This is a genomic window from Bradyrhizobium sp. MI1.4, from assembly GCF_055811315.1.
The window spans coordinates 23,006-44,672 of sequence record NZ_JBVVPP010000017.1; the positions used below are offsets into that span (position 1 = coordinate 23,006).

At 63.5% G+C, this 21,667-nt stretch carries 23 protein-coding genes; 13 read left to right on the forward strand and 10 right to left on the reverse strand.

The genetic code is table 11. The annotated features are described in order from the left end of the window. Positions 1 to 312: 312 nt before the first annotated feature. From AC0L23_RS20260 to AC0L23_RS20280, 5 genes are all read right to left on the reverse strand, one after another. Positions 313 to 1,485: a fumarylacetoacetate hydrolase family protein gene (locus AC0L23_RS20260; RefSeq protein ID WP_026233621.1), complete on the reverse strand. Its 1,173-nt coding sequence runs from the start codon at positions 1,483 to 1,485 to the stop codon at positions 313 to 315. A 111-nt stretch (positions 1,486 to 1,596) separates the two neighbouring features. Continuing rightward, entirely contained in the window at positions 1,597 to 2,574 is a 978-nt protein-coding gene (locus AC0L23_RS20265) for a HEAT repeat domain-containing protein (protein ID WP_085352336.1), read from the reverse strand. A gap of 2 nt (positions 2,575 to 2,576) precedes the next feature. Then, on the reverse strand, positions 2,577 to 2,810 hold the full coding sequence (locus AC0L23_RS20270; protein ID WP_007593252.1) for a 4Fe-4S dicluster domain-containing protein: 234 nt from the start codon (positions 2,808 to 2,810) through the stop codon (positions 2,577 to 2,579). 28 nt (positions 2,811 to 2,838) lie between these two features. Beyond that, positions 2,839 to 4,581, reverse strand: a complete 1,743-nt coding sequence (locus AC0L23_RS20275) for a fumarate reductase/succinate dehydrogenase flavoprotein subunit (RefSeq protein WP_026233620.1) — start codon at positions 4,579 to 4,581, stop codon at positions 2,839 to 2,841. Between the two features lie 104 nt (positions 4,582 to 4,685). After that, complete coding sequence (locus tag AC0L23_RS20280) at positions 4,686 to 5,459, reverse strand: ferredoxin--NADP reductase (RefSeq protein ID WP_473357357.1); 774 nt, start codon at positions 5,457 to 5,459, stop codon at positions 4,686 to 4,688. A 209-nt stretch (positions 5,460 to 5,668) separates the two neighbouring features. On the opposite strand from AC0L23_RS20280, the gene AC0L23_RS20285 reads away from it, so the two are divergent. The 5 genes from AC0L23_RS20285 to AC0L23_RS20305 all read left to right on the forward strand — a co-directional run bounded on the left by AC0L23_RS20285 (position 5,669) and on the right by AC0L23_RS20305 (position 10,313). After that, positions 5,669 to 5,965, forward strand: a complete 297-nt coding sequence (locus AC0L23_RS20285) for a gamma-butyrobetaine hydroxylase-like domain-containing protein (RefSeq protein ID WP_018458611.1) — start codon at positions 5,669 to 5,671, stop codon at positions 5,963 to 5,965. A gap of 191 nt (positions 5,966 to 6,156) precedes the next feature. After that, positions 6,157 to 6,936 (forward strand): Crp/Fnr family transcriptional regulator, encoded by a 780-nt coding sequence (locus AC0L23_RS20290; RefSeq protein ID WP_018458610.1) that lies wholly within the window; start codon positions 6,157 to 6,159, stop codon positions 6,934 to 6,936. 181 nt (positions 6,937 to 7,117) lie between these two features. Then, positions 7,118 to 8,539, forward strand: coding sequence for an ABC transporter substrate-binding protein (locus AC0L23_RS20295; RefSeq protein WP_162496366.1), 1,422 nt, complete (start codon positions 7,118 to 7,120; stop codon positions 8,537 to 8,539). Beyond that, positions 8,536 to 9,444: an ABC transporter permease gene (locus AC0L23_RS20300; protein ID WP_410706071.1), complete on the forward strand. Its 909-nt coding sequence runs from the start codon at positions 8,536 to 8,538 to the stop codon at positions 9,442 to 9,444. The genes AC0L23_RS20295 and AC0L23_RS20300 overlap by 4 nt, the downstream gene beginning before the upstream one ends. Further along, positions 9,441 to 10,313 (forward strand): ABC transporter ATP-binding protein, encoded by an 873-nt coding sequence (locus tag AC0L23_RS20305; protein ID WP_026233618.1) that lies wholly within the window; start codon positions 9,441 to 9,443, stop codon positions 10,311 to 10,313. The genes AC0L23_RS20300 and AC0L23_RS20305 overlap by 4 nt, the downstream gene beginning before the upstream one ends. 74 nt (positions 10,314 to 10,387) lie before the next feature. Here AC0L23_RS20305 and AC0L23_RS20310 read toward each other — a convergent pair whose 3' ends face one another. Further along, positions 10,388 to 11,446, reverse strand: coding sequence for a YeiH family protein (locus tag AC0L23_RS20310; RefSeq protein ID WP_085352331.1), 1,059 nt, complete (start codon positions 11,444 to 11,446; stop codon positions 10,388 to 10,390). A gap of 149 nt (positions 11,447 to 11,595) precedes the next feature. Then, on the reverse strand, positions 11,596 to 11,814 hold the full coding sequence (locus AC0L23_RS20315; protein ID WP_007593267.1) for a hypothetical protein: 219 nt from the start codon (positions 11,812 to 11,814) through the stop codon (positions 11,596 to 11,598). Positions 11,815 to 12,015: 201 nt separating this feature from the next. Here AC0L23_RS20315 and AC0L23_RS20320 point away from each other — a divergent pair, with 201 nt between their 5' ends. Continuing rightward, on the forward strand, positions 12,016 to 12,651 hold the full coding sequence (locus AC0L23_RS20320) for a DsbA family protein (RefSeq protein ID WP_473357358.1): 636 nt from the start codon (positions 12,016 to 12,018) through the stop codon (positions 12,649 to 12,651). Positions 12,652 to 12,660: 9 nt separating this feature from the next. Here the strand turns inward: AC0L23_RS20320 and ald are convergent, their stop codons facing one another. Next, complete coding sequence (gene ald / locus AC0L23_RS20325; RefSeq protein WP_085362406.1) at positions 12,661 to 13,776, reverse strand: alanine dehydrogenase; 1,116 nt, start codon at positions 13,774 to 13,776, stop codon at positions 12,661 to 12,663. A 134-nt stretch (positions 13,777 to 13,910) separates the two neighbouring features. Between ald and AC0L23_RS20330 the strand changes: the two genes are divergently transcribed. The 4 genes from AC0L23_RS20330 (at position 13,911) to AC0L23_RS20345 (ending at position 18,246) form a co-directional block, all read left to right on the forward strand. Continuing rightward, complete coding sequence (locus AC0L23_RS20330) at positions 13,911 to 14,390, forward strand: Lrp/AsnC family transcriptional regulator (RefSeq protein ID WP_018458603.1); 480 nt, start codon at positions 13,911 to 13,913, stop codon at positions 14,388 to 14,390. Positions 14,391 to 14,529: 139 nt separating this feature from the next. Beyond that, the gene (locus AC0L23_RS20335; protein WP_018458602.1) at positions 14,530 to 15,021 is read left to right on the forward strand and encodes a (2Fe-2S)-binding protein; all 492 of its coding nucleotides are present in this window, start codon (positions 14,530 to 14,532) and stop codon (positions 15,019 to 15,021) included. Then, positions 15,018 to 16,034, forward strand: coding sequence for an FAD binding domain-containing protein (locus tag AC0L23_RS20340; protein ID WP_473357359.1), 1,017 nt, complete (start codon positions 15,018 to 15,020; stop codon positions 16,032 to 16,034). The genes AC0L23_RS20335 and AC0L23_RS20340 overlap by 4 nt, the downstream gene beginning before the upstream one ends. 7 nt (positions 16,035 to 16,041) lie before the next feature. Next, positions 16,042 to 18,246 carry a xanthine dehydrogenase family protein molybdopterin-binding subunit gene (locus AC0L23_RS20345; RefSeq protein ID WP_473357360.1) on the forward strand — a complete coding sequence of 735 codons (2,205 nt, stop codon included), beginning with the start codon at positions 16,042 to 16,044 and terminating at the stop codon, positions 18,244 to 18,246. A gap of 60 nt (positions 18,247 to 18,306) precedes the next feature. On the opposite strand, the gene AC0L23_RS20350 is transcribed toward AC0L23_RS20345, so the two are convergent. Together AC0L23_RS20350 and AC0L23_RS20355 are read right to left on the reverse strand one after the other, a co-directional pair. After that, a complete protein-coding gene (locus tag AC0L23_RS20350) occupies positions 18,307 to 18,519 on the reverse strand; it encodes a hypothetical protein (protein ID WP_456652417.1) in 213 nt (70 codons plus the stop codon). Positions 18,520 to 18,704: 185 nt separating this feature from the next. Next, positions 18,705 to 19,754: a hydroxyacid dehydrogenase gene (locus AC0L23_RS20355; RefSeq protein WP_456652418.1), complete on the reverse strand. Its 1,050-nt coding sequence runs from the start codon at positions 19,752 to 19,754 to the stop codon at positions 18,705 to 18,707. 278 nt (positions 19,755 to 20,032) lie between these two features. Here AC0L23_RS20355 and AC0L23_RS20360 point away from each other — a divergent pair, with 278 nt between their 5' ends. The 3 genes from AC0L23_RS20360 (at position 20,033) to AC0L23_RS20370 (ending at position 21,667) form a co-directional block, all read left to right on the forward strand. Beyond that, the gene (locus AC0L23_RS20360) at positions 20,033 to 20,599 is read left to right on the forward strand and encodes a thiamine pyrophosphate-binding protein (RefSeq protein WP_473357361.1); all 567 of its coding nucleotides are present in this window, start codon (positions 20,033 to 20,035) and stop codon (positions 20,597 to 20,599) included. Between the two features lie 11 nt (positions 20,600 to 20,610). Continuing rightward, positions 20,611 to 21,213: a thiamine pyrophosphate-dependent enzyme gene (locus tag AC0L23_RS20365; RefSeq protein WP_018458596.1), complete on the forward strand. Its 603-nt coding sequence runs from the start codon at positions 20,611 to 20,613 to the stop codon at positions 21,211 to 21,213. A 76-nt stretch (positions 21,214 to 21,289) separates the two neighbouring features. After that, positions 21,290 to 21,667: a VanZ family protein gene (locus AC0L23_RS20370; protein WP_085395512.1), complete on the forward strand. Its 378-nt coding sequence runs from the start codon at positions 21,290 to 21,292 to the stop codon at positions 21,665 to 21,667.

A 21,667-nucleotide genomic window follows, 5' to 3' on the forward strand; every position in this document is an offset into this window, starting at 1 on the left:
GGGGGAAAGCGCGCGCGAGCGGATGAGCGACTTCTATGTCACGCGCAGCGCGATTTTATTCCACGGATGCAACGCGGAGATGAACGAAATGATGCGGCAGTTGGGGCGAAGACACTGTCTAGGAGGATGGTGAAAGGCGAACCCGCAACCCCTCCCCCCATCACCGCGAGCGCAGCGAAGCAATCCTGAGTCTTTCCGGGGAGGGATTCTGGATTGCTTCGCTGCGCTCGCAATGACGGTGGGGAGAGAGTTTCTGCGTCGATCGAGGCAAAGCGACTCGTGGAGAGTCCCCCACATCCGGCGTGCAGTGAGCTAGATCAGCTTGCGCTGCGCGAGATTCTTCATCAGCGCGCCGATGCCGAACGTCCAGGGCTCGCATTCGTCGCTGGCCCGCATGCGGTTGACGAGTTTGCCGAGCTGGGGCGCCGAGATCGTGACGATGTCGTCGCGTTTGTGGGTGAACCCCTGTCCCGGCGCGTCGCGATCCTTAACCGGCGCGAACATGGTCCCGAGGAACAGCACGAAGCCATCGGGATATTGGTGCACCTTGCCGATGGTCTGCTCGACCAGATCGGTCGGATCGCGGCTGATCATGCTGATCGAGGAATGGCCGTCGAGGACGAAACCGTCCTGCCCCTTGACGTTCAGGCTGATGTCGAGCTTGCGGGCGTCGTCGAGGGTAAAGCTGTCGTCGAACAGGCGCAGCAGCGGGCCGATGGAGCACGAGGCGTTGTTGTCTTTGGCCTTCGACAACAGCAGTGCCGAACGGCCCTCGAAGTCGCGCAGATTGACGTCGTTGCCGAGGGCGCCACCGACGATCGTGCCGCGGCTCGAGACGAACAGCACCAGCTCCGGCTCGGGGTTGTTCCAGGTCGACTTCGGATGCAGCCCCGCATCCATGCCGGTGCCGACCGACGACAAGGTCGGCGCCTTGGTGAAGACCTCGGCATCGGGGCCAATGCCGACCTCGAGATATTGGCTCCAGGCGTTCTGGTCGATCAGCACCTGCTTCAGGTGCATCGCCTTGTCCGAGCCCGGCTTGAGCTTCGACAGATCGTCGCCGATCAGCCGGGTCACTTCCTTCCGGATCGCTTCGGCCGAGGCCGGATTGCCCTTTGCCCGCTCCTCGATCACGCGCTCCAGCATCGAGATGGCAAAGGTGACGCCGGCCGCCTTCAGCGTCTGGAGATCGACGGGCGCAAGCAACCACGGTTTTTTCGGATCGCGCTGATCGGGAGGCGTGTTGGCGACGATGGCCTCGAGATCGCCGATGCGCTCGCCCTTGGTCGCGGCAAGCGCCTTCGCCGGATTGTCTTCCTCGCAGAGTGCGCTGACGGTCGGGAATTTTGCGGTGACGTCGAACACACCATCGCCGCGCACGGCGACCACGGCCGGGCCATTCGCCTGCGGCAGCCAGACGCGGCCGACGAGCGTTCCCCGCGTGCCGTCCTCGGGAAGAAGGTCCTTTACCGTCAATGTCGTCATGGGCGTATCCTCGCTCTTTTCGGATCGGCCTCGCTCGCGGAGGCCTATCACATTGGCGAAGACCAATAAACGTCTGGGACGGGAAGTCCAGCGCGGCAGCCCGCCGCGCTTCTATGCCCCCGCCCGCGCTTTTCGGGCCGCAATCTGCTGAAGCGCCCAGCGCGCGTTCTTGCGCACCTCGGGATCGGGATCGTCGGCGATGACGGCAAGGAACGCTTCGCCGTCGTGGTGGGCGATCTCGCCAAGCGCAGCCGCCGCCTCTTTCCGCAGATTGGCCTGCTCATGGTTCACGCAGTTGCCGATCGGGCGCACCGCGCGCTCGATTTTCATCCGGCCAAGGCTGCGGATTGCCTTCAGCCGCACCTGCCAGAACTCGTCACTGAGCGAAGCGATGAGCTGGTCGGCGGCAATCGATCCGTTGACGTTGAGGCCCAGCGTTTCCGCGGCCATCTCCCGCACCATCCAGTCCGAATCCTTCAACGCGCGCGTGATCATCTCGGCCGCGGGCTTCATCTGCGAGAAGGCGAGCGCGCTGACGGCGGCACGGCGCACATGCGCGTCGGGATCGTTGATCAGCGCGGTCAGCGCCGGAATTGATTCCTCCAGCTTGAGGAACCCGATCACGCCGATCGCCTGCACCCGCACGGCGGCATCGGAATCCTGGAGCGCTTCCAGCGCCGGTTTCAGTGTGTCCTTGCAGCGCAGCTCCTTCAGCGCACGCAACGCGCCCATGCGGACGAAGGCGTGGGCATGCTTGACCAGCGGCAGGATGATCTCGGCGCAAGCCGGATCCTTGAACTCCGCCATGCTGTCGGCCGCGGCGGACGCAACGATTCGTTCAGGATCGACGAGCAGCTTCACCAGCGCAGCCGCGGCCTCCGGCCCGTCGAACTCGCCGAGCGCCATCGCGACCTGCTGGCGGACGCCGGCATCAGGATCGGCGACCATTTTGGCGAGATGGCCGACGGCGGCGGGATCGCCGGAATGGCCGAGCGCGATGATCGCGACGCGGCGCTCCCCTGGATCGGCAGCCTGGAGCCGCTCGTCGGCGTCTTCGAGATCGTCGTAGGATTCGAACGGGCTCGACATGGCTACCTCAGGAGATAAGGAATGTTGACGGTGACGGCGCCGGTCGGGCAATCCGCCTCGCAGGGCATGCAGTACCAGCATTCGTCATAGGCCATGTAGGCCTTGTTGGTCATATCGCTGATACGCAGTACGTCGAGCGGACAGACGTCGACGCACACCGTGCAGCCCTTGTCCGCGATGCATTTGGCGTCATCGACGACCACCGGAACCGATGTCTGATAGGAAGCGAGAGGCATCGTATGTCTCCTGTATTTGTGCGGCGGGTCAGGCTGTCGCGCGGATGCGCTGCTTGTCGTAGAGATCCTTCTCATCGTCGGCGATCGGTACGATATAGGGCTCCACGGCACGCTTCTCGCTGGTCATCTTGCCATCCTGCTTGCTGAGCAACGTGTGGCAGAACCAGTTCTCGTTGTCCTTCTCCGGGAAATCCGTCCGCCAGTGATAGAGGCCCCAACGGCTTTCTTCGCGGTAGAGCGAGGCATGCACAGCCATGTCCGCGCAATCCATGATCGACTGGACTTCGAGCGCGCGGAGCAGTTCGTGCGCATTGCGCGCGATCATGCGCTCCTGCATGTCTTCCCTCGCTTCAGCGAGCCGGCGCATGCCGAGCTCGTATTTGCGCGTGACTTTCGGCGGCTGGAGATAGTCATTGACGAGACGCCGCGTCTTGTACTCGATCTGGTTCGGCGGAATACCGTCCTCGCGTTTGGTCGGCGCCATGACGCGGTCACGTTCGCGGGCGACCTCAGCCGCGTCGAATTCCGCGAAGTCGTGATTGTCCGCAAACTCCATCGCGTCGACGCCGGCGACCGAACCGTTGGTGAAGGCGCCGAGCATGTAGTTGTGCGGCACGCTCGCCATGTCGCCGGCGGCATAGAGGCCCGGGACGGTGGTGCGCGCGTTGTCGTCGACGAACACGCCCGACGCGCTGTGACCGGAGCAGAAGCCGATCTCGGAGATGTGCATCTCGATCGACTCGCTGCGGTAGTCGACCCCGCGCCCCTGCTGGAACAGGCCGCGCGTGGGACGTTCGACCTTGTGCAGCGTCGATTCGATCTCCGAGATGGTGTCGGGGTGAAGATGTTTGAGCTGGAGAAACACCGGGCCCTTCCCGGACAACAGCTCGTTGTAGAACTCCAGCATCATCTGGCCGGACCAGTAATCGCATTCGATGAAGCGCGATCCCTCGTTGTTGGCGGTGAAGGCGCCGAAGGGACCGGCGACGTAGGCGCAGGCCGGGCCGTTATAGTCCTTGATTAGCGGATTGATCTGATAGCATTCGAGGTTCGCCAGTGCTGCACCGGCGTGATAGGCCATGGAATAGCCGTCGCCGGAATTGGCCGCGTTCTCGTAGGTGCCGAACATGTAGCCCGAGGTCGGCAGGCCGAGACGGCCGGCGGCGCCCATGCACAGGATGACGGCCTTGGCCTTGATCACCAGCATCTCGGCGGTGCGGGTGTTGACGCTGATCGCGCCGGCGATGCGGCCATCGGCGGATTTGAGCAGCCGCGTCGCCATATAGCGGTTGGAGATCAGGATGCGGGCACGCCGGAGCTGGCGATACAGCGCCTTCTTCACGGTCTCGCCGTTCGGCATCGGCAGCACGTAGGTGCCGATGTGGTGCACCTTCTTGACGGCGTAGTCGCCGTTCTCGTTCTTCAGGAAGCGGATGCCGAAACTGTCGAGTTCCTCGATGATCGAGTAGCAGTTCTGCGCGTATTTGTAGACCGCCTTCTGATCGACGATGCCGTCATTGGCGATGGTGATTTCCTTGGTGTACTGCTCCGGCGTCGCGTAGCCGGGAATGACGGCATTGTTTAAGCCGTCCATGCCCATCGAGATCGCTCCGGAGCGCTTGACGTTCGCCTTTTCGAGCAGGACGACGTTGGCCTTCGGATTCTTCAGCTTCGCCTTCAACGCCGCCATCGGGCCGGCAGTGCCGCCGCCGATAACGAGCACGTCGCAGGAAACCTCCGAAAGTCCGTCGACGATCTGATCTAGTGACATCGCTTGCTCCTGGTCCGCCGGCAGATCCGGCGCCTTTGCATCAGATTTGTTCAGCAGGCGTCCCGGCGATAGCAATTAGTTGTCGCCGGGCTGCGATTTGCGCCTCAGCGCTCGACAAAGGCCTTTTCGATCACGAAATGGCCGGGCCGGCTGTGATTGCCCTCGACAAAGCCGCGCCCAGAAAGCATCGCGGGAAGTTCCTCCAACATCGCCGGGCTGCCGCACAGCATGATGCGGTCGGTCTCGATGTCGAGTCCCGACTGCCCGATATCGTCGAAGAGCTGGTTCGACGCGATCAGGTCGGAGATGCGGCCGCGATTCCTGAACGGCTCGCGGGTGACGGTCGGGTAGTAGACGAGCTTGTCACGGATAAGCGGCCCGAAGAACTCGTGATCTCGCAGGCCTTCCACGAGGTGCTCGCCATAGGAGAGCTCGGAGACCTGGCGGCAGCCATGGGCGAGCACGATGGTTTCATAATTCTCGTAGACGTCGGGGTCCTTGATCAGGCTGGCGAACGGCGCGAGTCCCGTTCCGGTCGAGAGCAGCAACAGGCGTTTGCCGGGAATGAGATTGCCCGTGATCAGCGTGCCCGTGGCCTTGCGGCCGACCAGGATGACGTCTCCCTCCCTGATCTTCTGAAGGCGTGAGGTCAGCGGACCGTCCTGTACCTTGATCGAGAAGAACTCGAGCGCCTCCTCGTGATTGGCGCTCGCCATGCTGTAGGCCCGCAGCAACGGCTTGCCCTCGACTTCCAACCCGATCATCGCGAACTGGCCGTTCTGGAAGCGGAAGCCCGGATCGCGCGTCGCGGTGAAGCTGAACAGGCTATCGGTCCAGTGCCTGACCGACAGGACCGTTTCCCTCTGAAATGCACTCATTGTCTCTCCTGATCTCGATTGCGCACAAGGTTTCGGAGAGACAGGAATCCGGCAACGCCGAACTGAAATTGCCGGTCGATTAGTTTCACATTTCGTGGGCGATGATCGAACAGCAGGCAGCGACGATCAGCGCCGCGCACCCTGCGCCTGGCAATTAGTTGCTATCGCGACAGTGCTGCGGCAAGGTAGAGAAGGGTCGGAGACACGTCATGACCTTGGTGGGACCGACCGTGGCAGATTACGAAGCAAGCGCCGACCTCGCGACGCTCCGCGTCCGCACCGCTCAGGACGACACGCTGGACTTGGCGGCGGAAACGCTCCGCCTCTCCTGCAAATGCGCCCACTGCACCCGCGCCCGCTTCGACGGCCGCTTTCCCGAGCGGTTTCCAGGCATCGCGATCACCGAGATCGGCGATCTCGGTTACGGGCTGAACATCTCGTTTTCGGATGGGCACAATCGGGGGATTTACCCGAAGCCGTATTTGCTGAGCCTGGTGGGGCGGTAGACGCCACAGGTCGTCTTCCAAGCTTCGCTGTCATTCCCCGCGAAGGCGGGAACCAGTACGCCGCGGCTTCTCGATAGCCCATTGACGTCTCTGGAATACTGGATCGCCCGGTCGAGCCGGGCGATGACAGCGGAGTGAATCTGGCACGGACATTGCTCCTCTTTAGAACGGTTTGAACGTTCCGGAGGCAGATGATGTTGCAGGCGGCGGCCAATGTGGTTCGCGGGACGGTTCCCGCAACGGTCCGGCCTACCGGCGGTTCCTCGCTGCTGCTCACCGAGAACCAGCAATGGATCGGCGGACCGCCGCCCTTGATGGACAAGCTCAGCCAGCGCGAGCGGGAGCTGGTGCTGAAGCAGGGCCGCCGAAAAGTGCTCAACCGTGGCCAGACGCTGTTCAGCCAGGGTGGCAAGCATGACGGTATCTGGCTGATCGAGAGCGGCCGGATCCGGGTGTTCTACACCTCTCCGCTCGGCCGCGAGATCACGCTGGCCTATTGGCATGTCGGCAATTTCGTCGGCGGGCCGGAAGTGTTCGAAGGCACCGTGCATCAATGGTCCGGCGTTGCATCCAGCAATTGCAGCGTGGTGCATCTGCCCGGAAAGGAGCTACGATCCCTTGCGGTCGAGATCCCGAACCTCGCGATCGGCCTGATCGAAGGCCTGACCTTCAAGGGCAAGTGCTATTCGGCGCTGGCCCAGATGTTGGGAACGCGCTCGATCACACAGCGCCTTGCGCATCTGTTGCTGCATCTCGTCGACCTCTATGGCGTCGATGACGCCGACGGCCGGGTGATCGCGGCCGCCTTCACCCATGCCGATATCGCCCACATGGTCGGTGCCACCAGGCAATGGGTCACGATCAGCCTGAAGCGCATGCAGGAAAAGGGAATCGTGCTGACCAAGCGCTCGCAGATCGTGGTCTGCCGGTCCGACGTGCTGGAAGAGATGCGAGGGCAGGCGGCCGACTGACCGAGCTTGCGACCAGGGCCGGTGCCCATGCAAGCGGCTTAATAGTGCAGGACTGCCCAAGGAGTATGCAATCAACTTTTCCCGGCAACTAATCGACTGTGGCGCTCATTCCGGATTTGCCCTGCCCACGCCCTCACCCAATCATGGCAACCACAGCACATCCAACCGAATGAGGATGAGAATGGTCCGCCATCTTCCCACGCTCTCGATCGCGATGTCGGTGACGTCGCTGGCGCTTCTCCTCGCGCAGCCGGCCGCGGCGGAAACCGTCACGCTGGGCATCGGAACGCAGGACACCACAACCAACACGGTGACCGCCGGCGTCGTCATCCGCCAGCTCCATCTCCTCGAAAAATATCTGCCGAAAGACGGCAAATACGCCAACATCAAGTTCGAGCTGGAGTGGCAGAACTTCACCTCCGGCCCGCCCGTCACCAACGCGATGATGGCCAACAAGCTGCAGATCGGCATGATGGGCGACTATCCGCTGATCGTGAACGGCTTCACTTTTGACAGCAATCCCGAGAGCAAGAGCCGGCTGATCGGCATCGCCGCCTACAGCCTGTCGGGCTCCGGCAACGGCATCGTCGTTCACAAGGATTCGCCCTACTACGATCTCGCCGATCTCAAGGGCAAGCTCGTGAGCGTGCCGTTCGGCTCGGCCGCACACGGCATGGTGTTGAAGGCGATGCAGGACCGCGGCTATGCATCGGATTTCTTCCAGCTGGTGAGCCAGAGTCCGGAGGTCGGCTCGACCAATCTCCAGGAGAAGAAGATCGACGCGCATGCCGACTTCGTTCCGTTCGCCGAGTTGCTGCCGTTCCGCGGTTTTGCGCGAAAGATCTTCGACGGCGTCGAGACCAATCTCCCGACTTTCCACGGCATCGTGGTGCGAACCGATTTCGCCGAAAAATATCCCGAAGTCGTCGTCGCCTACTTCAAGGCGGTGATCGCCGCCAATCAATGGCTGCGCGACGATCCCAAGCTCGCCGCCGAGAAGATCCAGGAATGGACCGGCATCAGCAAGGAGGTCGTCTATATCTTTCTCGGCCCCAGCGGCAACATGACGACCGATCCCTCGATCAAGCCGGCGCTGATCGACGCTGCCACGGCCGACGTCAAGGTGCTGCAGAACCTCGGCCGGATGAAGGAGTTCGACCCGAAGAAATGGGTCGACGACAGCTACATCCGCAAAGCCTATGCCGAGATGAAGCTCGACTATGACGCGCAGCTTGCGAGCACCAAGAACTACGAGATCTCCGGCGACGATTCCTTCTGCAAGAAACCGATCGCCGATCCGCGCAAGGCCGGCGAGGTCTGGGTCGACGATTCAGGCATCGTGCCCTTCTCGTCAGCCAGCTGCACGCTCGGGGCCTATGCCGACTACAAAGCCAAGGGCAAGAAGATCAACGTCGCCTACGTTTTCGATACAACCCGCGGCATCAAGCTGTTCGCCGACCAGGCTTTCTTCGCGGTCGGCAATGGCGAGGTTGCGCCGTTCCTGTTGAAAAAGGACGCCGAAGCCTATGCCGCCAAGATCAGCGGCAAGGTGCTCGGCTTCGACGACGCGGTGAAGGCGGCGGTCGGCGGGGGTAAGACGTGAGCAGTCCCGCCCTCCGCAGACATTCCGAGGACAGCATGCCGGCAAGTGCAATCGCGGAGGCAAGCGCCATGCCCGCCTCCACGCCACCCGCGTCTCCACCCTCCTTCGGCACGCTCGCACTGCGCTGGTACCGGCTCAACCGGGGCGGGCTGCGCGCGACCGCGATCGGCATCATCTCGCTGCTCGCCTTCTTGCTGGTCTGGCATCTGCTGACAACCTATCGCGTCGTGTTCTTCGTGCGCTTCACCAACGTGCCCTCGCCGCTCGCGGTCTATGCGAGCTTCACCAAGGCGATCCACGATCCGAAATTCCTGCTGCACGTCCTCTTGAGCTGCCGCCGCATCTTCTTCGGTTTCTCGCTCGCGGCGATCGTCGCGGTGCCGCTCGGCCTGATCATGGGCCGCTTCAAGCTCGTCCACGAGATCATCTTTCCCGTGGCGGAGGTGCTGCGGCCGATCCCGGCGATCGCCTGGGTGCCGATGGCGATCATGCTGTGGCCGACCAACGAGCAGAGCATCGTCTACATCACGTTCCTCGGATCGTTCTTCCCGATCCTGGTCAACACGCTGCACGGCATGTCGCTGGTCGATCCCGTGCTGGTGCGTGCCGCGCAATGTCTCGGCGCGCGGGAGCGCTCGATCTTCCGCGATGTGTATTTTCCGGCCTCGCTCCCGCACATCTTCACCGGCCTCACCGTCGGCATGGGCGTGGCCTGGGTGTCGCTGATCGCTGCCGAGATGATCTCCGGACAGTACGGCATCGGCTATTTCACCTGGGAGGCCTATTCGCTGGTCCAGTATGCCGACATCGCGCTCGGCATGATCGCGATCGGCGTGCTTGGCCTCGGATCGAGCATGTTGATCCGAGGCGCCGGACAATTGGTGATGCCGTGGAGGTCAAGATGAGTGAGATCGTTGTCAAGGCACCGCAGGGCCATATCGAGGTCAAGAACTTCTCCCTCAGCTACGACAGCATCGAGGGGCCGGTCGAAGCCGTCGCCGATACGCAGATTCATGTGAAGCCTGGCGAGTTCGTCTCGATCGTCGGGCCCTCCGGCTGCGGAAAGTCGACGCTGCTCAACGCGGTTGCCGGCTTCCTCAAGCCGACCACGGGCATCGTCACCGTCGACGGCGAGAAGGTGAACGGCCCCAGCGCGGAGCGCGGCATGGTGTTTCAGCAATATTCGCTGTTTCCCTGGAAGACCGTGCGGGAGAACGTCGAGTTCGGCCTGAAGATGCGCGGCATGCCGCGCTCGCAGCGCGAGCGCGCCGCCCGCACGCTGCTGGGACTCGCGGGCCTCGAAGCCTTCGAAAAGCATTACCCCGAGAAACTCTCAGGTGGCATGAAGCAGCGCGTTGGCATCGTCCGCGCGCTCGCGACGGGACCCAAAGTGTTGCTGCTCGACGAACCCTTCGGCGCGCTCGACGCGCAGACCCGGGTCATCATGCAGCAGATCCTCACCAACATGTGGCAGCGGCTGAAGATCTCGGTGCTGTTCGTCACCCACGACATCGACGAGGCGATCTTCCTGTCCGACCGTGTCTACTGCATGACCGCACGCCCCGGCTCGATCAAGGCGGAGATTCCGATCCCGCTGGAGCGGCCGCGGCAGCAGTCGATGATGATGTCGTCGGAATTCCTGGCATTGCGCCGCGGACTGATGTCGCTGATCCGCGAGGAGAGCATCAAGGCGATGGGCGGCGAGCTCAACGACATGGGCATGCAGGGGCTGAACATCGAGCTGCACGGGCATTCGCTCGCGGATGTGATTTAGGGATCTTCGACTTGCGCGCTGACTTCCTTCTCCCCTTGTGGGAGAAGGAAGTGGAGTATGCGCAGCAGCTTGCCTTACTTGAACCAGTGCACCAGCGCGATGCTAATGCCGAGCAGCAGCAGTAGCGACAAGGTCACGGCCGCCGTCACCCGTCCCCCGACATTGGCAAGCACCTTCACATCGACGCCGAGGCCAAGCGCGGCCATCGATACCACCGTGAGAAAACCCGTGATCCGCGTGATCGGGGCAATCACCGTGGACGGCACGATCTCGAGCGAGCGCAAGGTCGCCAGCGCAAGGAAGCCGAGGATGAACCACGGGACCAGGCGGAAGAAGCCGACATTGGTCTTCTTGGCATCGCTGTGCCAGCGCGACGCCGTCAGCGAGAGGCCGACGACCACCGGCCCGAGCATCAGCACGCGCATCAGCTTGACGAGCGTGCCGATCTGCGTCGAGACGAGTCCCGCCGGCACCGTCGCAGCCAGCACCTGCGGCACGGCATAGACAGTGAGGCCTGCAAGGATGCCGTATTGCGTAGCCGATAGCTGCAGCAGCGGAATCAGCAGCGGCAGGCCGAGCACCATCATCACGCCGAGGATCGCGGTGAAGGAGATCGAGGATGCGATCTCGTCATTGTTGGCGCCGATGATCGGCGCCACCGCCGCAATCGCCGAATTGCCGCAGATCGAGTTTCCGCAGGCGATCAGGATCGAGAGCCGCGTCGAGAGACCAAGCAGCCGGCTGATGCCGAAGGAAACGCAGAGCGCGACCACAACGACGGCCGCGATCGAGGCCAACAGCGCGACGCCGGACGCCGCGATAGCAGCGAAGCTGATCGAGGCCCCCAGCAGCATGACGGCGACTTCGAGCAGCTGCTTGGCGCTGAAGGCGATGCCGGACTGCCAGCGCGGCGCGGGCTTCCAAAAGCTGCGCACAGCCATGCCGAGCAAGATCGCCATCACCAGCGCCTCGACATAGGGATGTTCGAAGATGCCCAATTCCGCCCGTTCGAGCAGGGCCGAAACGCCGGCCACGGCGATGCAGAGGAGGATCCCGGGAATCAGCGCGACGATGCGGCTGATGGCCGTGGTCCGCTTGGCGTCGGCCGGGCTGGATGCTTGATTCTGCGACACAAATCTCTCCCCAAGGAGAAGGATTTATACGCAGCGCCATCCGATTGGGGAATAAGTTTTCGACATATCAGGGCCGAGCGAAGTTCTATCCTCAATCCGGAATAATCTGGCTCGGAAGATCAGGCGCCCGTTGGAAGATCAGGCGCGCCTTAGAAGATCAGGCTCTTGGCCAGCGAGGCGACGCGGCTGAAGCCGTCATAGACGCCGGGCTCGAAGAAGGCCGCGCGCGCCAGCACGATACCGGCGACCAGCGACCAGAACAGCCCGGTGCCGACCCGCAGCAGCAGCTTTGACCCGCGCGAGCGCGGCTGGGTGTCCGTTGCGGACACCAATTGCTCGCCGAAAGGTTCAAACCTGGTGCGTTCCATGGCAGTCAATCCATCAATTTCTCACGGAAATGTCGTCGTTTCGGCCCCAAACAGCAATGGAAGCGATTGGCTTTTTTGCCTGCCGGAGGGGAAACTCCTTTCGCCGGACGGTCCCGGAGCAATAGTTTTCTTCTTCCGGCCTATTTGGACACCGGCGCCACGGCTAGCAGGTAGCGCCGCGCGTATGAAAGGAATCTGCCAATGCCAAACCCCCGCGTGCGCGTCTACACCGACTACAAGAGCCCCTACGCGTTCGTGGCCAACAAGCGCCTATTCGAACTGCAGGAGACGCACGGCGTCGAGCTCGAATGGCTGCCCTATACGCTGCGCGTTGCCGAATTCATGGGGACCGTGGAACAGCGCACGCCGCATTTCTGGCGCAAGGTGCGCTACGCCTATATGGACGCCCGGCGCTATGCCAATGCGCAAGGGCTGATCATGAAAGGGCCCCGGCGGATCTACGACGCGTTCTATTCCAGCGTCGGCATGCTGTTCGCCCAACAGCACCGCTTCTTCCGTCCGTATCACGACACGGTGTTTCGTCGGTTCTGGAGCCATGAGCTCGAGATCGACGATCTCGCCGCAATCACGGACGTCATCACGTCCTGCGGTGGCTCGGCCAGTGAGTTCGAAGCCTACGTCCATGGCCCCGCCCGCGCCGAGCATGACCGTATCATCCACGAGGCCGAAGCGCTCGGCGTGTTCGGCGTGCCGACCATGGTGTTCAACGGCGAGTTGTTCTGGGGCGGCGACCGTATCGACATGCTGATCGAACGCATCGAGAAGCCTGAGACGATCGAAGCCGCGCTCGGCAGACGCCATCGCAAGCCAGCATGAGCAGCAACGCTACGCCGCCAGTCCGCTCCCCAGCGGAGCAAACTCCAGCCCGAGGCTCTCCGCCACCGCCTTGTTGGTGATGCGGCCGCGATGCACATTCAGTCCGTTGCGCAGATGTGGATTTTCCAGCACAGCAGCAAAACCCTTGTTCGCGAGCATCAAGCCGAACGGCAGCGTCGCGTTGTTCAGCGCCTGGCTCGACGTCACCGGCACCGCGCCGGGCATATTGGCCACGCAATAATGCACGATGCCGTCGACAAGATAGGTCGGATCGGCATGCGTGGTCGGGTGCGAGGTCTCGAAGCAGCCGCCCTGATCGATCGCGACGTCGACCAGCACGGCGCCTGGGCGCATCGATGTCAGCATCGCACGCGTGACGAGCTTGGGCGCACTCGCGCCCGGCACCAGTACCGCGCCGATCACGACGTCGGCGGCGAACACCTCCTCCTCGACCGACTCGATGGTGGAGAAGCGGGTGCGCACGCGTCCGACAAAGAGATCATCAAGCTCCCGCAACCTTGGAATGGAGCGGTCGATCACGGTGACTTCGGCGCCAAGGCCCGCGGCCATGCGCGCGGCTTGCGTTCCCACCACGCCGCCGCCGAGCACGACGACCCGCGCCGGCTGCACGCCAGGGACACCGCCCAGCAGCAGCCCGCGACCGCCAGCGGAGCGCTTGAGCGCGGCGCCGGCGGCCTCGATAGCGAGGCGGCCGGCGACTTCGCTCATCGGCGCAAGCAGGGGGAGGTGACCGGCCGCGTCGGTGACGGTTTCATAGGCGATCGCAGTACAGCCGGAGGCGAGCAAACCCCTGGCCTGTTCGGGATCCGGCGCAAGATGAAGGTAAGTAAACAGGATCTGGCCTTCGCGGAGCTGGGGCCACTCGCTTGTCTGCGGCTCCTTCACCTTCACGATCATGTCGGACTTCGCGAAGATGTCGCGCGCGCTCTCGGCAATGGTGGCCCCTGCCCGCCGGTAGTCTTCGTCGGAGGCGCCGATGCCGCCGCCCGCACCGGTCTCGACCGTCACCTCGTGCCCCGCGGCGACATATTCGCGGACCGCACCCGGGGTGAGCCCGACGCGATATTCCTGCACTTTGATTTCCTTGGGCACACCGACGCGCATCCCGGGCCTCCTTGTGATTCACCTCATGATCGTAGCGACGTGCCCTGTTTGGTTTCGTGCAAATATCCGCTAGCTTTGGCCTCCCTGCGCCGGTTTCCGGCGCGCAAACGCCCTTTCACGCTGGAAACGAAACCTTGGCCCTCGACAGGAAAGATCTCGCCATCCTCGCGGAGCTCACGACCAACGCGCGGGCCAGTCACACCGAGCTCGCGCACAAGGTCGGGCTATCAAGCACCGCGCTCGCGCGGCGGCAGAAGGCGCTGCAAGACGACGGCTATATCCAGGGCTATCAGGCCACGCTCGACCTCGCGCAGTTCGGCCTCACCACCACGGTGCTGGTCCGTATCGCGCTGGAAAGCCAGAGCGATGAGGCGCTGAAGGCGTTCGAGGCGGAGGTGGTGAAATGCCCGTCCGTCGTGCGCTGCTTCCTGATGTCGGGGACCGACGACTACATCCTGATCGTGCTCGCCCGCGATATCCAGGATTTCGAGCGCATCCACCGCATGGAGCTGTCGCGCCTGCCGCGCGTCGCGAGGGTACAATCGAGCTTCGCGCTGCGCGAAGTTGTCGACCGCGCCGTGCCGAATGTGGTGTTCGGCGAAGCAAAGCGCTGACCGCAACCTCTCGGAAAGGCGAACTGCTGGCAAGGAACCAACCGGTCGGTGGTCCGTTGGGCGCTATTGGCCGGCGGAGGCGTGCCCCCGCGTCAACACGGCTGACGTCCGGCACGGTCGCCGTCGCAGGGAGCAGGACATGGGCGATGTCACGCATCAGATTTCCGAACGCATTCCGATCCATCTTGTCGTCAACGGCGTCAGTCACACGCTCGATCTCGTGCCATGGACCACATTGCTCGATGCCTTGCGGGACCATCTTGCACTGAGCGGCACCAAGAAGGGCTGCGACCATGGTCAGTGCGGCGCCTGCACGGTGCTGGTGGACGGCCGGCGCGTCAATTCCTGTCTCACGCTCGCCGTCATGAAGGACGGCGCGGAGATCACGACTGTCGAAGGTCTTGCCAAGGATGGCGCGCTGCATCCCCTGCAACAGGCGTTCATCGACCATGACGCCTTCCAGTGCGGCTATTGCACGCCGGGACAGATATGCTCGGCGGCCGGACTGCTCGCCGAAGGCCGTGCCAAAGATACCGACGAGATCCGGGAGCTGATGAGCGGAAACCTTTGCCGCTGCGGCGCCTATCCAAACATCGTCGCCGCCATCCAGCAGGCAATGGGCCAGCCATGAACAACTTCCAGTACGCTCGAGCCACTGATGTCGCCGACGCCATCCGCTTGCTCGCCGCCGGTCCCGGCGCCAAACTGATTGCCGGCGGCACCAATCTGATCGACCTGATGAAAGAGAATGTCGAGCGCCCCTCCCGGCTGATCGACATTTCCCGCCTGCCGCTCCGCAAGGTCGAAGAGACGCCCGACGGGTCCTTGCGCATCGGCGCCTTGGTGCCGAACTCGGACCTCGCCTATCATCCATTCATCGAGCAGCGCTATCCCCTGCTCGCCAGCGCCATCCTGGCCGGCGCCTCGGCGCAACTGCGCAACATGGCATCGGTCGGCGGCAATCTGATGCAACGAACGCGCTGCGCTTATTTCTATGACACGGCCACGCCGTGCAACAAGCGACATCCCGGCAGCGGCTGCTCGGCAATGGACGGGCTGAACCGCAACCATGGGATCCTGGGCACGAGCGCCGCCTGCATCGCGACCAATCCATCCGACATGAGCGTGGCGCTCGCCGCGCTCGATGCGCTCGTGCACATCGCGGGTCCCTCCGGCGAACGCACCATCGCGCTGACCGATCTCCATCGGCTGCCCGGCGACAAGCCTCATGTCGATACCAATCTCGGCACCGGCGAGATCATCACCGGGATTGAGCTTCCGCCGCGCGGCTTTGCTCAAAACTACAGCTATCTAAAAATTCGCGACCGGATGTCTTATGCTTTTGCTTTGGTCTCGGTTGCCGCCGCGCTCGAATTGGAGGGCAACGCGATCAGCGGGGCACGCGTGGCGGTCGGCGGCGTGGCTCACAAGCCTTGGCGCAGCCTCGAGGCCGAAGCTACGTTGCGCGGCCAGGCCGCAACGCCCGATCACTTCTCGCACGCCGCGGATCTCTTGCTCCAGGGAGCAACAGCCCGCTCACATAACGGCTTCAAGGTCGAGCTCGCACGCCGCGCCATCGTGCGGACGCTGACACAGGCGGCGAACGCCACGCCGCAATCTCAGGCGCACAAGAAGATCGCGTGAGGACCCCATGAACGCTTATGTCGGAACGCCAACGTCGCGTGTCGACGGCCGGGCCAAGGTCACCGGCGCCGCCAAATACGCCGGCGAATTTCCAGCCGACAAGCTCCTCCATGGCTTCGTGGTCGAGGCCATCATTCCATGCGGGCGCATTGCCCGCCTCGACGCGAGCGAGGCGTTGAAGGTCGAGGGCGTACTCAACGTGCTCACGCATGCGAACCGTCCGCCGCTGGCCGACAAGGACGAGGCGTGGAAGGACGAGGTGGCGCCCGAGGAAGGCTCGCCTTTCCGTCCGCTTTATGATGACAAGATCAAGTTCAATGGCCAGCCGATCGCACTTGTCGTCGCAGAGGACTGGGAAACCGCGAAATTCGCCGCGACGCTCGTGCGGGTCGAATATGAGCAGCATGGTTTTGCAACCGACCTCGAAGGCGAACGCAGCAACGCCGCCGAGAAGAACGAGCCGCATAAACCGCGGGGCGACGCCGCAGCCGCCCTTGCGGGAGCTGATGTGCGCCACGAGGCGGACTACGTGATACCGACCGAGCATCACAACCCGATGGAGCTCTATGCGACCACGGCGGTCTGGGACAGCAATGGCAAGCTCACGATCTACGACAAGACCCAAGGCGTCCAGAACGTCCACAAATTTCTCTGCAGCGTGTTCGACAAGAAGCCGGACGACATTCGCGTGGTCTCGCCGTACGTCGGCGGCGCCTTCGGCTCCGGCTTGCGGCCGCAATATCAGGTGGTGTTGGCAACACTCGGCGCGCTCGCGCTGAAGCGATCCGTTCGCGTCGTACTGACGCGGCAGCAGATGTACGGGCTCGGCTACCGGCCGATGACCATCGAGCGCGTCGGGCTCGGCGCAAGATCCGATGGCGCCCTCGACGCGGTCACGCACGAGGCCATTGCCGTCACCTCGCGCTATGAGGATTTTGCCCGCAACGATACCGGCTGGGCCGAACAGCTCTACAAGAGCCCGAACAGCCGCTTCTCCCACAAGCTGGTGCACCTTGACGTCTCCACCCCCTGCGACATGCGCGCACCGGGCGCTGCGTCGGGCGTCTGCGCGCTGGAATGCGCGATGGACGAGCTCGCCGTCGCACTCAAGCTCGACCCGATCGAATTGCGGCTGAAGTGCTACTCGGATCGCGACCAGAGCGAAAACCTGCCCTACACCAGCAAGCAGTTGCGCGAATGCTACGCGCGCGGCGCGGACGCCTTCGGCTGGAGCAGACGCAATCCTGCGCCGCGCTCGATGCGCGACGGCAAGGATCTGATCGGCTGGGGCATGGCGACGGGTGTGTGGGAAGCACTGCAGATGCCGGTCGCCGTCCGTATCGTGCTGACGTCGAACGGACATGCCGAGGTGTCCTGCGCCGCATCCGACATCGGCACCGGCACCTACACCATTGTGGCTCAGGTCGCAGCCGATGCGCTCGGCCTGCCGATTGAGAACATCAGCGTCCGGCTCGCAGATTCCAGTCTGCCGCAGGCGCCTGTGGAGGGCGGCTCCTGGATGGCCGCTTCGAGCGCGCATGCGGTGCTCGCAGCCGCCGAGGAAGTGCGCAAGGAACTGTTACGCCTGGCCGGGAAGATGCCAGGCTCGCCGCTCGCCGGCGCCGAGCTAGCCGATACGGTGCTGACCGACGGCAGCATTGCCAGCGCCAGCAACAACAGCCGCGCGGTCTCGATCGCCGACGCGATGCGTCACGGCGGCGTCGAACGCATCGAGAAGGAAAAGCTCAACCAATTCGGCGAGGACAAGAAGCACGCGCGTAACACCCACTCGGCCGTCTTCGCCGAGGTCAAGGTGGACGAAGAGCTAAACGTCATTCGCGTGACGCGGGTCGTGAGCGCCGTCGCGGCCGGGCGGATTCTCAACACCAAGACAGGCCGCAGCCAGATCATGGGCGGCGTGGTCTGGGGGATTGGGATGGCCCTGCACGAGGAGACGGTGATGGATCACCGCTTCGGGCGGATCATGAACGCGAACATCGCCGAGTACCACATTCCCGTGAATGCCGATGTTCACGACATCGACGTGATCTTCGTCGACGAGCCGGACGCGCACATCAACGCGCTCGGCATCAAGGGGCTGGGCGAGATCGGCATCGTCGGCGTTCCCGCCGCGATCGCGAACGCCGTCTATCACGCCACCGGCAAACGCATCCGTCGATTTCCGATCACACTGGACAAGCTGCTCGACTGAGACGGTGCAGCAGTCCCCTCTCGGCGCCGGCGTCACCTCACGGCGCCCGGCCGCCAGGCCTCACGAGGGAAAATCAGCCGGCCTGACTTGGATGCGGTCGGCATGCAGCGACCAGTGGTGCAACGCCTGATCCTCGCAAAACCTCACCTTCGCCCGCTCTCTGGCTTCATTCTCGTCCGAAGCGTCGATCTCGAGTGTGCCCTGGCACACCTCGATCTGCCGGCCGTACTGGCCGAGCACGTCCTTCATGAACCTGACCACATAAGTTGACATGGGACCTCCTGCCTGCCCCGGCGGCGCTCACTCTTATCCCATTTAGGCGGAATCCGGGAGGGAGATTTTGACACGGATCAAAGTCGGGCGCGGTTCCCCCCGCCGATCGTTCCGTGGCGCGTAGCTCTGACCGGGACATTGGGCAGCAGGAGCATCGCACCCCAGAAGGACTGAGCGACTGTCAACTACGTCGGCATCACACCAAACGCCTGCTTGAAGCGCTCGGCATAGCGCGGCCAGACTTCGGGATTGATGATGCGCGGCGGGCGCTTGCCATCGAGCGTCTGCAGCACCTGCTCGGCGGCGATCCGGCCCATGTTCTGCCGTGCCTCGATCGTGACGCCCGCGGTATGCGGGCTCGCCAGCACGTTGTCGAACTGGAGCAGCGGATGCTCCGGCGGCGGCGGCTCCTTGGACCAGACGTCGAGACCGGCGCCCGCAATGCGCTTCTCGCGCAAGGCCTGGAGCAGCGCATCCTCATCGTGGATGAAGCCGCGCGCCGTGGTGATAAAGTACGCATGCGGCTGCATCAACGCAAATTCGCGCACGCTGATCATGTTGCGGCTGCCCCTGTCGAGCGGGCAGGAGATGGAGACGAAATCGGCGCGGCGCAGCAGCTCGTCGAGCTCGACCTTCTCGCCGCCCCGCTCGGCCATCACCTCGGCCGCGAGGTAAGGATCGTAGGCCAGCACCTTCATGCCGAACAGGCCCTTGCACAGCGCGGCGATGCGGCGACCGACATTGCCGAGGCCGATGATGCCGACGGTCTTGTGCTCGATCTCGTTGCCGACGAGTTCGTTGCGGTTGACGTTGGACTCCCTGCGGAGCTTGCGGTCGGACTGGATGATGCGCTTGGACAGCGTCAGCATCATCGCTAGCGCATGCTCGGCGACCGAGTGGGCATTGCCGCCGGACTGGTTGACGACCAGCACGCCGGCATCGGTGCAAGCCTCGACATCGACAGGATCGAATCCCGCGCCGTTGCTGGAGACGAGCAGCAGGTTCGGCGCGCGCTTCAGGAAGGCAGCATCGACATGGAAGTGCGGGGCCAGTTCGTCACGGGCGGCGCCGATCTGGTAGACATGAGCCGCCTCGATGATCGGCGCGAAATATTCCTCGGGGCTCTCGTTCTCGATGCGATCGAGCCGGACGTCGGGCCGCGCCTTCAGGATGTCGATATAGATCGGATTGGCCAGATACTTGACGTAGAAGACGCGCTTGCTGTTGACGGACATCAGGACCCTTCCGGCTTTCTCCAGGAGATCCGCAGGGCCAGCGCTTCGCGCGCTCCTGTCATGCGTTCCTCCGTTCTCTTGTTGTTGCCGCTTATGACACGGCGGCACCGGCTGCGGCAGGCCGTCTGGCGCAGATCACGGTGCAGTCCGGACATGTTGACAATCCCGCTGCCTGCGTCAAGTTCGGCAGACCGCCGCGACGGCCAAGACAAGGGCTAAGACGACGCCCAAGACAATGCCAAAGACCAAGAAGCATGCGCGGCCGAAGGGAGAACGCAATGTCGATTGCGGAGCAACAAACCTCGTCCGAGGCGGCGCAGACCTCCAGTGACAAGAGCTGGCACGGCATCATCCTGCAAACCCTAAAGCGGAATGAGATCAGCCTCGTCCCTTACGTGCCCGACCGCGTGCTGACGCCGCTGATCAAGAACCTGCACGCCGATCAGTTCTTCACCACCTTTGCCACCGCCCGCGAGGAGGAGGCCGTCGGCATCGTCTCGGGCGCCTGGATGGGCGGACGGCGCGGTGCGGTGCTGATGCAGACCTCAGGCTTTGCGACGCTCGCCAACGTGCTGGCCTCGCTCGCGGTGCCCTACCAGATTCCGCTTATCATGTTCGTGTCCGAGCGCGGCACGCTCGGCGAGTTCAACTACGGCCAGTCACTGGTCTGCCGCACCATGCGTCCGGTGCTGGATTCGCTGGCGCTGGAGCATCACACCATCACCCGGCTCGACGAGCTCGAATTCATTGCCGACCGTTCGATCAAGCAGGCCATCACGACGCAGGCGCCAGTCGCGCTGATCCTCAACCCGCTGCTCACGGGCGGCAAGGTGTTCGACAAGTGAGTCCGGCCCAAATGAATACAGACGTGCGCAACACCAAAGTGATGAACCGCTTCGACGTCACCTCGCGCCTGATCGCGAAACTCGAGCACGAGGAAGCCGTGATCGGCGGCATCGGCAACACCAATTTCGACCTCTGGGCCGCCGGCCACCGTGCGCAAAATTTCTACATGCTCGGCAGCATGGGGCTCGCCTTCCCGATCGCGCTGGGCGTGGCGCTGGCGCAGCCGGACCGGCGCGTCTTTGCGCTCGAAGGCGACGGCTCGCTGCTGATGCAGCTCGGCGCACTCTCGACGATCGCGGCGTTGAAGCCGAAGAACCTCATCATGATCGTGATGGACAACGGCATCTACCAGATCACGGGCGCGCAGCCGACACCGGCCGCGAACGTGGCTGACATCGTCGCCATCGCAACCGGCTCCGGGCTTGCCAACAGCGCCTGGGCCGCGGACGAGGCGGATTTCGAGCGTCTGGTCGAGGAAGCCATGTCGGCCGGCGAGCCCAGCCTGATCGCCGTCCGCATCGATGACAAGCCCGGCGTCGGCGCCACCCGACGCGATCCCGTACAAATCCGGGAACGCTTCATGCACGGCCTTGGCGTGCGCGAGCCACTTTAACGGTTCGTCATTAACTACACGGCGATCTGATCCTGGCGCCTCGGCAGGCTGCTGCAATCCGTGCTAAGCGGTGCGGATGTCCATTTTGCTTCGCTCCTCTGCCTGGCTGCTTGCCGCCGCCGTCGCCTTTGCAACCCTCGGCCCGCCAGGCCTACGGCCCCATTCCGACCTTGGCCAGGACGGCGAACATGCCCTTGCCTTCGTCCTGGTGGGAGTAGCCTTCGGCCTCGCCTATCCGCGCCGCCGCCTGTCGGCCACAGCGATCGCCGTGGTGCTGATCGGCCTGCTGGAACTGATGCAATTCTGGGCACCGGGACGGCATGCGCGGCTGGAGGACTTTCTGGTCGATGCCGGCACCACCTGCATCGGTTTCGCGCTGGCGGCCATCGCCGATTGGGCCATGACGCGGTTTCGCGCAAATTCGGCCCTGACGAGTCAAGGCCCCGCGGAGTGA

Coding starts and splice junctions, on each gene's coding strand:
- AC0L23_RS20260 (WP_026233621.1), bottom strand. CDS start 1,485: ATGACGACATTGACGGTAAAGGACCTTCTTCCCGAGGACGGCACGCGG.
- AC0L23_RS20265 (WP_085352336.1), bottom strand. CDS start 2,574: ATGTCGAGCCCGTTCGAATCCTACGACGATCTCGAAGACGCCGACGAG.
- AC0L23_RS20270 (WP_007593252.1), bottom strand. CDS start 2,810: ATGCCTCTCGCTTCCTATCAGACATCGGTTCCGGTGGTCGTCGATGAC.
- AC0L23_RS20275 (WP_026233620.1), bottom strand. CDS start 4,581: ATGTCACTAGATCAGATCGTCGACGGACTTTCGGAGGTTTCCTGCGAC.
- AC0L23_RS20280 (WP_473357357.1), bottom strand. CDS start 5,459: ATGAGTGCATTTCAGAGGGAAACGGTCCTGTCGGTCAGGCACTGGACC.
- AC0L23_RS20285 (WP_018458611.1), top strand. CDS start 5,669: ATGACCTTGGTGGGACCGACCGTGGCAGATTACGAAGCAAGCGCCGAC.
- AC0L23_RS20290 (WP_018458610.1), top strand. CDS start 6,157: ATGATGTTGCAGGCGGCGGCCAATGTGGTTCGCGGGACGGTTCCCGCA.
- AC0L23_RS20295 (WP_162496366.1), top strand. CDS start 7,118: ATGGTCCGCCATCTTCCCACGCTCTCGATCGCGATGTCGGTGACGTCG.
- AC0L23_RS20305 (WP_026233618.1), top strand. CDS start 9,441: ATGAGTGAGATCGTTGTCAAGGCACCGCAGGGCCATATCGAGGTCAAG.
- AC0L23_RS20315 (WP_007593267.1), bottom strand. CDS start 11,814: ATGGAACGCACCAGGTTTGAACCTTTCGGCGAGCAATTGGTGTCCGCA.
- AC0L23_RS20320 (WP_473357358.1), top strand. CDS start 12,016: ATGCCAAACCCCCGCGTGCGCGTCTACACCGACTACAAGAGCCCCTAC.
- ald (WP_085362406.1), bottom strand. CDS start 13,776: ATGCGCGTCGGTGTGCCCAAGGAAATCAAAGTGCAGGAATATCGCGTC.
- AC0L23_RS20335 (WP_018458602.1), top strand. CDS start 14,530: ATGGGCGATGTCACGCATCAGATTTCCGAACGCATTCCGATCCATCTT.
- AC0L23_RS20340 (WP_473357359.1), top strand. CDS start 15,018: ATGAACAACTTCCAGTACGCTCGAGCCACTGATGTCGCCGACGCCATC.
- AC0L23_RS20345 (WP_473357360.1), top strand. CDS start 16,042: ATGAACGCTTATGTCGGAACGCCAACGTCGCGTGTCGACGGCCGGGCC.
- AC0L23_RS20350 (WP_456652417.1), bottom strand. CDS start 18,519: ATGTCAACTTATGTGGTCAGGTTCATGAAGGACGTGCTCGGCCAGTAC.
- AC0L23_RS20355 (WP_456652418.1), bottom strand. CDS start 19,754: ATGTCCGTCAACAGCAAGCGCGTCTTCTACGTCAAGTATCTGGCCAAT.
- AC0L23_RS20360 (WP_473357361.1), top strand. CDS start 20,033: ATGTCGATTGCGGAGCAACAAACCTCGTCCGAGGCGGCGCAGACCTCC.
- AC0L23_RS20365 (WP_018458596.1), top strand. CDS start 20,611: ATGAATACAGACGTGCGCAACACCAAAGTGATGAACCGCTTCGACGTC.
- AC0L23_RS20370 (WP_085395512.1), top strand. CDS start 21,290: ATGTCCATTTTGCTTCGCTCCTCTGCCTGGCTGCTTGCCGCCGCCGTC.